The organism is Chryseobacterium sp. CCNWLW53 (genome assembly GCF_037083525.1).
Classification (GTDB): domain Bacteria; phylum Bacteroidota; class Bacteroidia; order Flavobacteriales; family Weeksellaceae; genus Chryseobacterium; species Chryseobacterium lathyri.
This window is the reverse complement of record NZ_JBAOJR010000004.1, coordinates 321,527-334,692: the sequence shown is the minus strand read 5'-3', so window position 1 is coordinate 334,692 and position 13,166 is coordinate 321,527. Positions and strand designations below refer to the sequence as shown.

The window sequence follows — 13,166 nt, the reverse complement described above, 5'->3', positions numbered from 1 at the left end:
CCAAAAAATCCCGGTGAAAATATCACTGGGATTTTAGTGGATTCTTTAATCTATATTAACAGAAGCAGCAGCGTCAGCAATGGCATATTACAGAAGCTTTGAAGCGTGTGTTTAAATTAAAAACTAAAGAATTGAGAAAATATAGTATCGAGGAAAGCCTCAGTAGTACTGTGTTTTTGTTGTAATTTTTTACTATTAATCTTAAATGATCGATCGAATGAAAAAATTACTTATCAATGGATCCTAAGACCTTCTGTGCAAAAGAATTTAAAGCGTCTTTTTCGCTCATTCCGTTCTGAACGCTGGCGTGCACTTCCAAAGCGCCGCAGATATTTGTGATCAGCTCTCCTGCTACATTCAGATCTTCTTCGCTGGTTCCTCTGAATTCGCAGAAGCTTTCTAAAACCTCTAATGTTTTTTCAAGATTTTCAGGCGTCTGATTCTGATAAAACTGTCGGATTACGGGTAACTTCATTACTGTATTTCTTTAAAAAGATTAATTAAACTTTCAGCCTGGTTGCTCTGTACCTGGTTTACCAATTCACCATTTTTAAAAACTGCGAAAGTAGGAAGGTTATCAACGGTTGCTAATTTTCTGCTTTCAGGAAGCTTTTCAGCATCTACATATAAGAAAGGAATTTCTTCATTTTCTGATGCTAATTTTTTAAATTTAGGCTTCATGATTCTGCAGTTTCCGCACCATGTGGCACCGTACTGAACAACTACTTTTTCATTGTCATTCACGATATTCTGTAAAGTATCTTCTGTTAATTCTGTGTACATAAGTTTATTTTTAGAAAAAATAAACAATGTAGCAATCTAATAATTTACCAATCTAACAATTAAAAAACGAATCTTAAAATTGTTATACTGTTAGATTGCTACATTGTTATATTAAATTTAGTTCTTAGCTAAGTATTCTGCTGTAGAAGTTCTGTCTGCTTTCATAGCATCTTTTCCTTCTTCCCAGTTGGCAGGACATACTTCACCATGTTTTTGAACGTGCGTGTAAGCGTCGATAAGTCTTAAATATTCTTTCACGTTTCTACCAAGAGGCATATCGTTTACAGACTCATGGAAAATTTTTCCAGTCTCGTCGATTAGGTATGTTGCTCTGTATGTTACATTAGAACCTGTGAAAGTTTCCTCTCCATCTTCATTGTATTCGAAATCCTGATCTACAATTCCTAGGATGTTTGCCAATTGTCTGTGAGTATCAGCTAAAAGTGGGTAAGTTACTCCTTCGATACCTCCGTTATCTTTTGGAGTGTTCAACCATGCAAAGTGTACCTCGTTAGTATCACAAGAAGCACCGATTACTTTAGTGTTTCTTTTTTCGAATTCACCTAAAGCATCCTGGAAAGCATGAAGCTCTGTAGGACATACGAAAGTGAAATCTTTCGGATACCAGAATAAAATTACTTTTTGCTGGTTAGAAGTAGCTTCTTCAAGGATGTTGATTCTAAGATCATCACCCATTTCAGACATAGCATCGATTGTTACATTTGGGAATTTTTTTCCTACTAAAGACATAATTTTCTGTTTTTATATTAAATTTTCTTGTGCAAATATATAAATATTCATCTATCAAACAAATCAATATCGATAAATAAAATCTATAATTGTTTTTAATGGAACTATAAGAAAAAAGCCCTGAAATCAGAGCTTTTTTGTTTACTTTATAATAATTTCTATTCAGTCTAATTTATGAATTAAATGGAGCTAAAGCATCTTTAATTCGTTTCATCGCTTCTCTAAGATCCTCTTCAGAAGCTGCATAAGAAAATCTGATACATTCCGGGCTTCCGAAGGAAACACCGCCTACACATCCTACATGAGCACTTTCCAATAAAAACATAGCGAAATCATCAGAGTCTTTGATTTCAGTGCCATTCAGTGTTTTTCCGATATAGTGGGAGATATCCGGGAAGAAATAAAATGCAGCTTTTGGAAGTAATACTTTGAATCCTGGAATTTCTTTCATCAGGTCATACACCAGATCTCTTCTTTTCTGGAACGCATCAATCATGTATTTGTACTCGGAAGGATCTGTTTTTAGAGCAGTAATAGAAGCTCTCTGCGCCACTGTATTGGCTCCGCTGGTCATTTGTCCCTGAACCTTTTCGCAGGCTTTAGCCAGCCATTCCGGACAGGCAGAATACCCGATTCTCCATCCTGTCATGGCAAATGCTTTAGACATTCCGTTAATCACAGCAGTCTGCTCATATACTTCAGGGAATTGAGCGATGGATGTGGTTTTTGTTTCGTAATTGATGTACTCGTAGATCTCATCCGAAATAACCGTTACATGAGGATATTTGGCAATAACTTTCGCCATCGATTTTAACTCATCATACGTATAATATCCGCCGGAAGGGTTACACGGAGAACTGAAAAGAATAGCTTTTGTTTTATCTGTAATAGATTCTTCAAGTTGTTCAGCAGTGATCTTGAAATCTGTAACATAAGAAGTCGGCAGCATTACTGAAGTGCCTCCCATCATTTTTACCATTTCATCATAGCTTACCCAATAAGGTGCTGGAAGAAGAACTTCGTCACCATCATTGACCACGGAGGCCAATACATTTAAAATGGCCTGTTTAGCGCCGTTGGAAACACAGATCTGGGTTGGCTTATAATCAAGATTGTTGTCTCTTTTTAATTTGTGGGCAACCGCTTCACGAAGTTCAAGAAACCCGGGAACAGGAGAGTAATGGCTGTAGTTTTGGTTAATCGCGTCAAAAGCTGCCTGTTTGATATTGTCCGGAACATCGAAATCCGGTTCGCCAAGTGTCAGACTAATCACATCAATGCCGGCGGCCTTCATTTCTCTTGCTTTGTTTGACATTACGAAAGTCTGTGAGTAACCTAATCTCTTTACTCTATCTGAAAGTTTATCCATGTGGGTCTTTTTGAATTTTAACAAATATATAATAAAAACGTTTTGCCGGGAAATAAAAGTAGGGCAGGAAAAAAGATTTTTGTCAGGTTTTTTAAATTTTAATCATTAAAGTATAGTCTTTTATACTTTTCTGCCGAAATATTCAGTTCCTAAGAACATGGAAATGAAAAGCGGTACCCAATATTATGTTTTTGTATATTTAACTATCTAAATATTCAGTGGGTATGAAATATTCTCTCCTTTTATTGTTGGTTCCTTTTGTAAGTTTTTCCCAAACAAAAACAAAAGATGATGAAATAAAAAAATACGTTTCTGAAGTAAGTTCGGATTCTTTAAAATCCTATATCGGCAAGCTTGTAAGCTTTCATACCAGGCATACTTTAAGTTCTGTTGATGATAAAAATCAGGGAATAGGAGCGGCAAGGAACTGGGTGCTTGGAAAATTTAAAGACTATGCAAAGAATTCCGGAGGAAGAATGGATGTTTACTTACAGCAGGAAAACATTCAGCCGGATGGAAAACGGATAGACAGGGTTACCAACCTGGGAAATCCTATAGCCTTTCTAAAAGGTACAGATCCTAATGATAAAAGAATTTTCCTGATTTCTGCACACCTGGATTCACGGGTTACCGATGTAATGAACAGAATTTCATACGCGCCGGGTGCCAACGATGATGGAAGCGGAGTGAGTGCTGTTATAGAAGCTGCGCGAATTTTGAGCAGATCTTCTTTTCCGGCATCCGTTATTTTCGTTACTTTTTCCGGAGAAGAACAGTCTTTGCTTGGATCTAAGCTTTTGGCAGATAAAGCCAAAAAAGAAAACCTGCAGATAGAAGCAGTCCTGAACAATGACATGATCGGAAATTCTAAAGCAGGAGAAACAGGAGAGATCAATAACCATACGTTAAGGGTTTTTAGCGAAGGGCTGCCTTATGCAGAACTCGATAAAAAAGCAATGGGTATAAGGAACCTGGGACTTGAAAACGACAGTGAATCCCGGCAATTGGCCCGGTATATTAAAGAAATTGCAGAACAATATGTAAAAGGACTAGAAGTGAAGCTGATCTACAGGAACGACAGGTTTTTACGTGGCGGAGATCATTCCAGCTTTGTCAGTCAGGGATTTCCTTCCGTAAGGCTCACTGAATATTATGAAAACTACGATCATCAACATCAGGATATAAGAGTTGAAAATAATAAGCAGTACGGAGATCTTCCTGAATTTATAGATTTTAACTATCTGAAAAGAAACGTTGCGGCAAATATTGCTGTTCTGGCAAGTCTGGCCAAAGCTGCTTCAAAACCTGAGCGGGTAGAAGTAATGGTTAAAGAGCTTACCAACTCCACCTCACTAAGATGGGAAAAGCCAAAATCCGGAACACCAGCGGGGTATTATATTCTTGTAAGAGAAACGTATAGTCCCGTTTGGCAAAAAAAGATATTTACTAAAGAGCTTTCCATTAAAATCCCACTTTCAAAAGACAATTATATTTTTGCCGTTCAGACGATTAATCAGGCCGGGAATTTAAGTGTACCTGTTATTCCGGGGATTGCGAAATAATATCGACTAAAGAAGCTGAAATTTAAAATCTGATCCGGACAACTTCATTTGAATACAACAGAAATAAAACTTATTTTTGTAGATTATAATAATTCATATGGCAGCATCGTTACTATTAAAATACTTTCCTGATCTTACGGAGAAGCAGATCGAGCAGTTTTCCCAGTTGGAAAAACTGTATAATGAGTGGAATGAAAAAATCAATGTGATCTCAAGAAAAGATATGGAATCGCTGTATGAGAAGCATGTTCTTCACTCCTTAGGAATTGCAAAAATAATGGAATTTGCACCCGGAACAAAAGTGCTGGATATAGGAACAGGAGGAGGTTTTCCGGGGATTCCCCTGGCAATTTTATTTCCGGAAACGGAATTTACTTTAGTTGATTCTATCGGAAAAAAAATTACTGTAGTGAAAGCAGTGGCAGAAGGAATCGGGCTAACTAATTTAACGGCCATTCACGGAAGAGCGGAAAAAGTAAAAGAAAAGTTTCATTTTGTGGTAAGCCGCGCTGTAACCCAGATGCCGGAATTCCTCAGATGGCTGAAAGGAAAGTTTGAGAAAGAACAGTTTAATCCCAAACATAACGGGGTTTTATATTTAAAAGGCGGCGACCTTGCAGAAGAATTAGCCGGAATTAAATGTGAAATCTTCAATCTTAAAAACTATTTTGATGAAGAATTTTTTGATACTAAAAAAGTAATTTATGTATCAAAAGGCAATTTTAATTCTTAATTTTAATGAATTAAGGAATAATTTTTGCTGAATTTTTATTAATAATCAGTAAATTTAAGGTTATGAAAAAACTTTTAAATATTGGATTTTCTGTATTGTTTTCAGGAATGGTTTTTGTTTCCTGCGAAGACGATGATTACCAGACTGTACAATCTATAGGTAAGATCAAAATCGACAGTGTAAAGGTCATGCAGGATACTATGGATGTATATTCAATACAGAGTATTAAGACGTATTCTACCTATTCGTCCCAATGTGAGGGTTTTTATGGCTATGATTACATTCATGACAGCAGCCTGGAAAGATCTGTTACCGCTTATAAATATACTACGGACGGTCCCTGTACACAGGAAACCCATGTGGGAGCCAACCAGATCAACTTCAGTCCGCGCCAGACAGGAACGTATACCTTTAAATTCTGGAATGGCGGTAACAGCTGGATCACCAAAAAAATTGTAGTAGAATAATAATGAAATGGATTTCACTTTGCTTTTTTCTTTTTGCCAATGCCCTTTTTGGGCAGAAAATTATCTGGCAGGAAGATCATAAGCTGGTCTGGGATAACTTTAAAAGTCCCATAAACAGAAAAAATCATCCCGATGTAGCTGCCTATACACACTGCGGCTGGGAATATTCTGTAGTGAAATCTACTAATCCTAAATCTCCGGTTAAAATTGAGATCACTGCTATTTTTAATGAAGACAGATCCTGGAAAGATGTCAAAAAAATAAATGATTATATCCTGCTGCATGAGCAAATGCATTTTGATATTGCAGAATTGTTTGTCAGAAAATTTAGGAAAGAAATAGGAGAGAAGATCAAAACTTCCGGTGATTACAATAAAAGTTTTAATGCAGTTTACAGCAAAATATCAAACGATTACAAAAATTTCCAGATGTCTTACGACAGGGTTACGGAACATGGAATGAATAAAGAAAAGCAGGCAGAATACAATGCTCTCATTGCTGAAGAACTGGACCATTTAAAAAGCTATAAAGCCTCTTGAAATTTCTCAATAAAATCATTCACGAACTGCTGGCCCAAAACCAGGATCTTTCGGAGTTCAATATTGTTCTGCCCGGAAAACGTCCCATCGTATTCATCAGGCAGATCCTGGAAGAAAACAATTACTCAGGATTTCTTCCCAATTTCTTTACCATAGAAGAGCTGATCGACAGGATTGCAGGCAAACAGCCTGTTCAGGGAATCTCTCTTTGGCTTTTTGCCTTTGATGTCTACCGGAGTCTTGGTCTAATCCCGAAAGATGATTTTGCAGACTTTTTAAAGTGGTTTCCGACCCTTCAGAAGGACTGGGACGATATCCTGAAGTTCTCTGAAAGTGATGAAGCTGTTTTACAGTATATGTTTGATGAAGAAAGGATCAAAGAATGGGCTCAGGATCTGGGTGAAGATGATGATGTTCCCCGTAAAAAATTCCTTAATTTCTGGCGGAATATGAACGTTTTTCTTCCAATTCTAAAGAAAAAACTACAGGAAAGAAACTGGGCGACTTCCGGGATGATTCATGAAACTGCGAAGGCCAAGATCTCAGCTTTTGCCGAAAATACTTCCGAACATTTTGTATTCTGTGGCTTCAATGCTTTCACACCGGTGGAAGAAAAGCTCGTAAGGAGCTTACTGCGTCGGAATAAAGCACAGTGCTTCTTTCAGGCGGATCATTATTATTTTGATGATGAAAGACAGGAAGCGGGAAAATTCCTCAGGAACCATAAAACATGGAAAGAATTTGATGACAACAGGACTTTTCAGTGGATAGAAGATGATTTTAATCAGCCAAAAAATATAAAAGTTTATGAGGTTTCCGGAAATGTAACGCAGACTAAAGTTCTGCCTGAAATATTTAAGGAAATTGAAAATAAGACCTATTCCAACACCGCAGTGGTATTATTGGATGAAAATCTTCTTCCTGCAAGTCTGGATGTGATGTACGGTGTTGAAAACCTGAATATTACCATGGGTTTTCCTTTGAAGAATCTTTCTTTTTCCAATGCCGTAAAACAGCTTTTCTATCTTCAGAAACAGCTGGAGAAAAATAAATCTTCCTATTACTACAGAGATATTTTCCCGATCCTTGAAGAGCTTCCGAAGTCTTCTGAAGATGAGTTGATCATCAGTAATTTCAGGACGAAAATAGAGGAGAGGAATATCGTTTATATATCAAAAAAGCTTTTAGAAGAGCTTCTGGGCGGGCTTTCTTATTATGGACTTCTTAGAAAAGCTGATCATACAGGTGTTTACCTGGATATGCTTATCGCTTTCTGTAAACGGATCAAATGGCTGGAAATAGATGATATCCAATATGAAAACGTTTCCCATTTTGAAAATGCGTTCAGAATTATTAAAAACCAACTCAGTCCATATGATTTTGAAATCAAAATGGAAACACTGGAAATCCTGATCAACCAGCATGTCAATTCCGAAAGTATAGATTTCCAGGGGGAACCGCTCCGCGGACTTCAGATTATGGGTCTTCTGGAAACCCGTCTTCTGAATTTTGAAAATGTAATCATGCTTTCTGTGAATGAAGGGAAGCTGCCTTTAGGAAATTCACAGAATACTTATATTCCGTTTGATATCAGAAGGTATTTTGATATGCATACGTTCCTGGAAAATGACAGTATTTATGCCTATCACTTTTACAGGCTGATCCAGGATTCCCGAAATGTCCATCTTCTGTACAATGCACTCAGTTCCGGAGTGAATACTGGAGAGAAGAGCAGATTTATCACACAGATAGAAATGGAGAGCTCCCATAAGATAGAGCACCTTATTATTGAAAATTCTTCCGAACCTATTGCTTCACAACCAATAGAAATTCTGAAGACGGAAATCGTGATGGAAAGGTTGCAGAAATGGAAGGAAAAAGTATCTGCATCACACCTGACCAGCTATCTTTATAATCCTATAGATTTTTATCTTTCCAAGATATTGAAGACCTCGGAAACGGATGAAATAGAAGAAGAACTGTCTGTTAAAAATTACGGAAATCTGGTTCATTATTCACTTCAAGAAGTATATGAATTACTTAAAGGTAAAGTATTAAAAGAAAAGGATTTACAAAATTCAATTAAAGAAATAGATCAATACATTAATATTGCTATTGAAAAGCTGAAGCATCAGCCTGAATTCTATGAAAAAGGCATGAATTTTATTCACAGGGCTATTGCTAAAAAAGTGATAGAGAATGTACTGAATCATGATCTTGAACTGGTGAGAAATGGTAATACTCTGGAGATTCTGGACATTGAAAAAAGATTCGAAAATGTAGATTTTTATCTTGATGGCAACGACAAAATTTCTTTCTTCGGATTTATTGACAGGATAGACCGCCTGAACGGGACCCTAAGAATTATTGATTATAAAACGGCAAAGATCAAAAACCTCACGGTAAAAATAGATGAAAATAACGTAGATGAATATTTCCATAACAGCGAAAGGAAACAGGCTCTACAGCTTTGCATTTATCATTATGTGGTACAAAATCTTCCGGAATTTTGGGGACTTCCTATAGAAACGGGAATCTGGAGCTTTGCAGAAGCTAAAAAAGGAGTCATTTCTCTGCAGTTTGATAAAGGGAATATTGATGATGCCATGCAGTCCGTAAAGAACCTTATTCTGGAAATATTGAACCCTGATCTCAGTTTTATTGAGAATATCAAGCCCTATTCCAATTAAAAATGCACTTCATTGCTGAAGTGCATCTCATTTGAAATGAAGATATACTAGTACTATTGTCTTATAATTTTACTTTTTTATTCACCGTTTTACCATCGTTTCCGGTGAACTGAACTACATAAATGCCTGGTTCCAAGCTTTTTGATTCAAATTCTGATTTATTGACTTCCTGCTGAATAATCAATGCCCCCGAAATATTATAGATGCTGATGTTTTTAATGCCATTGCCTGCTCTGGCGACGATCTGGCGGTTTTTTGTAAATATCTCAGTCTTGTCAGATAATGAGCTGTTTTCCAGTGCTTTTCTGAACTGAAGATTATAAAACTGAGTGACCACTTCAAAAGTGTTCTGATTATTAAGACCTTTTATGTCAATTCCATTGTTTTCGGCATACTCTTTCTGAGAAACTGTTCTTAAAAGATTTTTATTGCCATCAAAAATATTGACAGTGATCAGTTCTTCCTGTGGTATTTTCAGTTTTAAAATATTATTGTTTTCAGACTGTACAATTTCATTTTCAGGAACTTCTACGGGTGTGCTTTTAACGTATGGAATTAATTTCTGATTGTTATTTTCCTGTACTTTTAAAAGATAGACACCGTCTGTTAATGATGATAAACTGCCGTTTGTTCCTGATTTGCTTACTGCTTTTTCCTGATTGAAATCTGTAACTCCTACAAGCTGCATTTTTCCAAGATCCGGCTTTAATTGAGAAGAATAGAGTGTATGGGTCTCAGCCTGGCTGTTTCCCTGTTGTTTTGAAGTCAGTATGGCCCATTCATTCAGAAAACCTCCGCTTCTGAGTGTATTGAATTTGGCATTGGAGGCCAATGTAAAAGGAACAATTCCCCCTACATGGCCTAAAGGTCCCCAAAATAATGATTCCAGCTTATATTTGTTCAGATCCCACCATGCATAATATCCCCGCTGTACATCAATGGTTTTAGAAGTGTTTTCCGGTGGAATAGCCAGGTCTACTGAGGAATGTCCCAGGGTCATAGGGGTTTTGTTGTACCAGTCATACACATCCTTAGGCTTCATGCATCGTCTGAGGTTATTGTTGGGATTATTGGTAACATCATTAACAAAATTCTGAGTGAAAAGACTTCTCCAGATCACAGGCCCCCAAAGAAGACCTCCGTTGTCCTGAACCACATGGTAATTGTATTTATCCAGATATTCCGGAGAAATGACCTCAGAAATGCTCGTATTGTAGGTTTTATAACCTGTATTATTGCAGGTATGCAATACATTGGCAAGGAAAGAAGTGAAAGGATAAAAATCTTTTTCCAGGACTCCTTTATTCAGGGTAACTCCTGAAAAATCATATGGTCCGTCTCCCATGTAAGCATACTTGAACTTCAGATTGGTAGGGTTGGAGGTATTCAGGCTTTTTAAAGTGGACATGGCGGCATGCGCACCTTGTGAATAGCCTGCGAGAAAGTATTCATCGTATCTTTTTATTCTTAACTGACCCAGCACTTTATTGGCTGCCTTTACAAAGTCTATCGTTGCGCCAGCTTCCGTAGCAGCGTCTACATATGGATGAACGCCGTCTCCGCTTCCCATTCCTACGTAATCAGGTGCCATCAGAATATAGCCGTTGAGTACATATGATAATTCAACTACGAATCCTGCGGTTAAGGCTCCTTTGAAGTTAGAAGGGACATTATCTCTGCTGTCGGTCGTTCCGTGATCAGAAACCACCGTGGAAAGTTTAAAATCAACGTTCGGATACATCAGAAGTCCTGTAGCCTTTACTAAGAGATTCTTTTCATTTTTGGTATAATAAGTAATTTTATAGCCCTTAAGCCCCACATTGAATCCATTGAGATAGCTGACAAAATCCGGAGCGTTCTGCTCGCCCAGACTGTTGGCGATGAAATTGGTAACTCCCTGTGGAGTCAGATCCAATTTTTGTTCAAAACTCACAACATCTCCTGCCTGTTGGGCAAAAAAGAACGGAGCAGTGAAACTTAATAAAAGTGTAGATAATTTTCTCATATCAATATTTTTTGATGTTATTAAATTAATTGTTTTTAATAAAAGATGGATAATGTTAATACATCAATAATTATTCATTGAATATAAGTTCCCTGCAAAGTGAGTAAAACAAGGAGTCCGGCCATTCGGCCGGACTCCTCTTCAGTATATTTTTGAGCTTTTATTTAAAAAGCGTTGATTCCTGTAATATCTAAGCCAGTGATCAGTAAATGAACATCATGTGTACCTTCATACGTAATTACCGATTCAAGATTGGCTGCGTGTCTCATCATCGGAAATTCGCCCATGATTCCCATGCCGCCAAGGATTTGTCTGGATTCTCTGGCAATATCAATAGCCATTTTCACGTTGTTGCGCTTAGCCATTGAGATCTGTGCAGGACTTGCTTTGTGGTCATTTTTAAGATTTCCTAACTGAAGACATAATAACTGTGCCTTTGTGATCTCTGTTAAGAATTCAGCTAATTTCTTTTGTTGAAGCTGGAAAGAACCAATCGGCTTGCCAAATTGTTTTCTTTCTTTAGAATACTGAACAGCTGTACAGTAGCAGTCAATTGCTGCCCCGATTACACCCCATGAAATTCCGTATCTCGCTGAGTTTAAACAAGATAAAGGTCCTTTTAATCCGGTAGCCCCCGGAAGTAGGTTTTCTTTAGGAACTTTTACATTATTAAATACCAGCTCTCCGGTTTTTGAAGCTCTCAAGCTCCATTTATTGTGAGTTTCAGGCGTAGTAAAGCCTTCCATTCCTCTTTCAACAATTAAGCCCTGTATTTTTCCTTCTTCGTTTTTTGCCCAGACTACTGCGATATCGCACAGAGGAGAATTCGTGATCCACATTTTGGCTCCGTTCAGAAGATAATGGTCACCCATATCTTTGAAATACGTTTCCATAGAACTTGGATCTGAACCGTGATTAGGCTCAGTTAATCCAAAAGAACCGATCATTTCCCCTGCAGCAAGATGCGGAAGGTATTTTTTCTTCTGTTCCTCGGAACCGAATTCGTTGATAGGGAACATCACCAGCGAGCTCTGTACCGAAGCAGCAGAACGCACCGCAGAATCTCCTCTTTCAAGCTCCTGCATAATAAGACCGTAAGAAATCTGATCTAACCCTGAACCGCCATATTCAACAGGAATGTATGGACCTAAAGCTCCAATCTTTCCCAATTCTTTCATTAAGCCCGGAATATCAGTATGATTTTGCGCGGCCTGGTCAATCTGCGGCATTACAAAACTTTCCACCCAATCTCTTACCGATTGACGGATCAGTTTATGTTCTTCAGTAAGTAAAGCATCAATTCCGTAGTAGTCTGGAATGCTTGTAAGAGGATAATATGACATGATTTTTTTGATTTGCTTAAAAGTAATACTTTTCGTTGGTTTGAAAAATTTTTTTACGAATCTTTGTTGCGTTTGATTTTCAGTAAGATAAATGGGAACATACAGGATTTCAGTTAAAATACAGTCTCCTAAGATTCCTCATCATTAGAGATAGGATACTGATTGGCAGCATTGTGTACCTTACTTTTGAACTTATACAGATATGGAGCCTTATTGGCAGATCCGTCATACAGTTTCTCCAGTCTGTCCAGAATATTCAAGCTTAATATTTTACGCTGAAAATTATTTCTCCGGAATTTCTGTCCCAGAATAGTTTCATACAGCGACTGAAGATCTTTCATCGTAAATTTTTCAGGAAGAAGATTACTGGCTGCCACTTCGGTATTGATATTCATACGAAGATATTCAAGGCCCGTTTCTATAACTCTGTCATGATCGAAGGCCATCTTGGGAAGTTTATTAACCTCAAACCATTCACAGCTTTCGTTGAATGCATCCGGAAAAGTATTGGCGACGGAAAAATCAATAAGGCTACAGTAGCCCACCGTAATAAATCTCTGGAAGATCCAGTGATCTTTCGGAACCTCAATTCCTTTATTGTTAAGAAGGATTTGATGGACATTATTCTCCGTTCGGTCAATTCTCCCAAACGTGTGAAACTGTTTTAAAAAAAGGTCCTGGAGATGGGTTCTTTCATACAGTACTCTTGCAGCGGCTTCACGAAGGTCTTCATCATTGAAAACAAAACCGCCCGGAAGCGACCACAGATCCAGATCGTGGTACTTCAGAAGCAAAACCTTCAAAATATTATTGTGAAAACCAAATATTGTGCAGTCAACAGATACGTGTGCTACAAAATCTTTTGTATCAATAAGTTCCTGAAGGGTTTCTTTGTTTTTGGTGTCTTTGATTTTCATGGGAGTAA

12 protein-coding genes are annotated in these 13,166 nt (G+C 37.6%); 5 read left to right on the top strand and 7 right to left on the bottom strand.

Going from position 1 to position 13,166, the window contains the following annotated elements; genetic code table 11:
- Positions 1-226 precede the first annotated feature (226 nt).
- From V6R96_RS14720 to V6R96_RS14705, 4 genes are all read right to left on the bottom strand, one after another.
- Positions 227-475, bottom strand: coding sequence for a DUF6952 family protein (locus V6R96_RS14720; protein WP_034727575.1), 249 nt, complete (start codon positions 473-475; stop codon positions 227-229).
- Positions 475-783, bottom strand: coding sequence for a co-chaperone YbbN (locus V6R96_RS14715; protein ID WP_034707328.1), 309 nt, complete (start codon positions 781-783; stop codon positions 475-477). The genes V6R96_RS14720 and V6R96_RS14715 overlap by 1 nt, the downstream gene beginning before the upstream one ends.
- Before the next feature lie 117 nt (positions 784-900).
- Complete coding sequence (locus tag V6R96_RS14710; protein ID WP_111952978.1) at positions 901-1,533, bottom strand: peroxiredoxin; 633 nt, start codon at positions 1,531-1,533, stop codon at positions 901-903.
- 172 nt (positions 1,534-1,705) lie between these two features.
- Positions 1,706-2,902 (bottom strand): pyridoxal phosphate-dependent aminotransferase, encoded by a 1,197-nt coding sequence (locus V6R96_RS14705; RefSeq protein ID WP_111952980.1) that lies wholly within the window; start codon positions 2,900-2,902, stop codon positions 1,706-1,708.
- A gap of 224 nt (positions 2,903-3,126) precedes the next feature.
- On the opposite strand from V6R96_RS14705, the gene V6R96_RS14700 reads away from it, so the two are divergent.
- From V6R96_RS14700 to V6R96_RS14680, 5 genes are all read left to right on the top strand, one after another.
- Positions 3,127-4,464 (top strand): M20/M25/M40 family metallo-hydrolase, encoded by a 1,338-nt coding sequence (locus V6R96_RS14700; RefSeq protein ID WP_336379340.1) that lies wholly within the window; start codon positions 3,127-3,129, stop codon positions 4,462-4,464.
- A 97-nt stretch (positions 4,465-4,561) separates the two neighbouring features.
- Positions 4,562-5,197 carry a 16S rRNA (guanine(527)-N(7))-methyltransferase RsmG gene (gene rsmG / locus V6R96_RS14695; RefSeq protein ID WP_111952984.1) on the top strand — a complete coding sequence of 212 codons (636 nt, stop codon included), beginning with the start codon at positions 4,562-4,564 and terminating at the stop codon, positions 5,195-5,197.
- Positions 5,198-5,259: 62 nt separating this feature from the next.
- Positions 5,260-5,664 (top strand): hypothetical protein, encoded by a 405-nt coding sequence (locus tag V6R96_RS14690; protein ID WP_336379341.1) that lies wholly within the window; start codon positions 5,260-5,262, stop codon positions 5,662-5,664.
- Between the two features lie 2 nt (positions 5,665-5,666).
- On the top strand, positions 5,667-6,203 hold the full coding sequence (locus V6R96_RS14685) for a DUF922 domain-containing protein (RefSeq protein WP_336379342.1): 537 nt from the start codon (positions 5,667-5,669) through the stop codon (positions 6,201-6,203).
- Positions 6,200-8,893 (top strand): PD-(D/E)XK nuclease family protein, encoded by a 2,694-nt coding sequence (locus V6R96_RS14680; RefSeq protein ID WP_336379343.1) that lies wholly within the window; start codon positions 6,200-6,202, stop codon positions 8,891-8,893. Before V6R96_RS14685 ends, V6R96_RS14680 begins: the two co-directional genes overlap by 4 nt.
- 61 nt (positions 8,894-8,954) lie before the next feature.
- On the opposite strand, the gene V6R96_RS14675 is transcribed toward V6R96_RS14680, so the two are convergent.
- The 3 genes from V6R96_RS14675 to V6R96_RS14665 all read right to left on the bottom strand — a co-directional run bounded on the left by V6R96_RS14675 (position 8,955) and on the right by V6R96_RS14665 (position 13,158).
- Positions 8,955-10,898, bottom strand: a complete 1,944-nt coding sequence (locus tag V6R96_RS14675) for a T9SS type A sorting domain-containing protein (protein WP_336379344.1) — start codon at positions 10,896-10,898, stop codon at positions 8,955-8,957.
- Between the two features lie 164 nt (positions 10,899-11,062).
- Positions 11,063-12,241 (bottom strand): acyl-CoA dehydrogenase family protein, encoded by a 1,179-nt coding sequence (locus V6R96_RS14670; RefSeq protein ID WP_111952994.1) that lies wholly within the window; start codon positions 12,239-12,241, stop codon positions 11,063-11,065.
- Between the two features lie 128 nt (positions 12,242-12,369).
- The gene (locus V6R96_RS14665; protein ID WP_111952996.1) at positions 12,370-13,158 is read right to left on the bottom strand and encodes an NrtR DNA-binding winged helix domain-containing protein; all 789 of its coding nucleotides are present in this window, start codon (positions 13,156-13,158) and stop codon (positions 12,370-12,372) included.
- Positions 13,159-13,166: the final 8 nt, after the last annotated feature.

Coding starts and splice junctions, on each gene's coding strand:
- V6R96_RS14720 (WP_034727575.1), bottom strand. CDS start 475: ATGAAGTTACCCGTAATCCGACAGTTTTATCAGAATCAGACGCCTGAA.
- V6R96_RS14715 (WP_034707328.1), bottom strand. CDS start 783: ATGTACACAGAATTAACAGAAGATACTTTACAGAATATCGTGAATGAC.
- V6R96_RS14710 (WP_111952978.1), bottom strand. CDS start 1,533: ATGTCTTTAGTAGGAAAAAAATTCCCAAATGTAACAATCGATGCTATG.
- V6R96_RS14705 (WP_111952980.1), bottom strand. CDS start 2,902: ATGGATAAACTTTCAGATAGAGTAAAGAGATTAGGTTACTCACAGACT.
- V6R96_RS14700 (WP_336379340.1), top strand. CDS start 3,127: ATGAAATATTCTCTCCTTTTATTGTTGGTTCCTTTTGTAAGTTTTTCC.
- rsmG (WP_111952984.1), top strand. CDS start 4,562: ATGGCAGCATCGTTACTATTAAAATACTTTCCTGATCTTACGGAGAAG.
- V6R96_RS14690 (WP_336379341.1), top strand. CDS start 5,260: ATGAAAAAACTTTTAAATATTGGATTTTCTGTATTGTTTTCAGGAATG.
- V6R96_RS14685 (WP_336379342.1), top strand. CDS start 5,667: ATGAAATGGATTTCACTTTGCTTTTTTCTTTTTGCCAATGCCCTTTTT.
- V6R96_RS14675 (WP_336379344.1), bottom strand. CDS start 10,898: ATGAGAAAATTATCTACACTTTTATTAAGTTTCACTGCTCCGTTCTTT.
- V6R96_RS14670 (WP_111952994.1), bottom strand. CDS start 12,241: ATGTCATATTATCCTCTTACAAGCATTCCAGACTACTACGGAATTGAT.
- V6R96_RS14665 (WP_111952996.1), bottom strand. CDS start 13,158: ATGAAAATCAAAGACACCAAAAACAAAGAAACCCTTCAGGAACTTATT.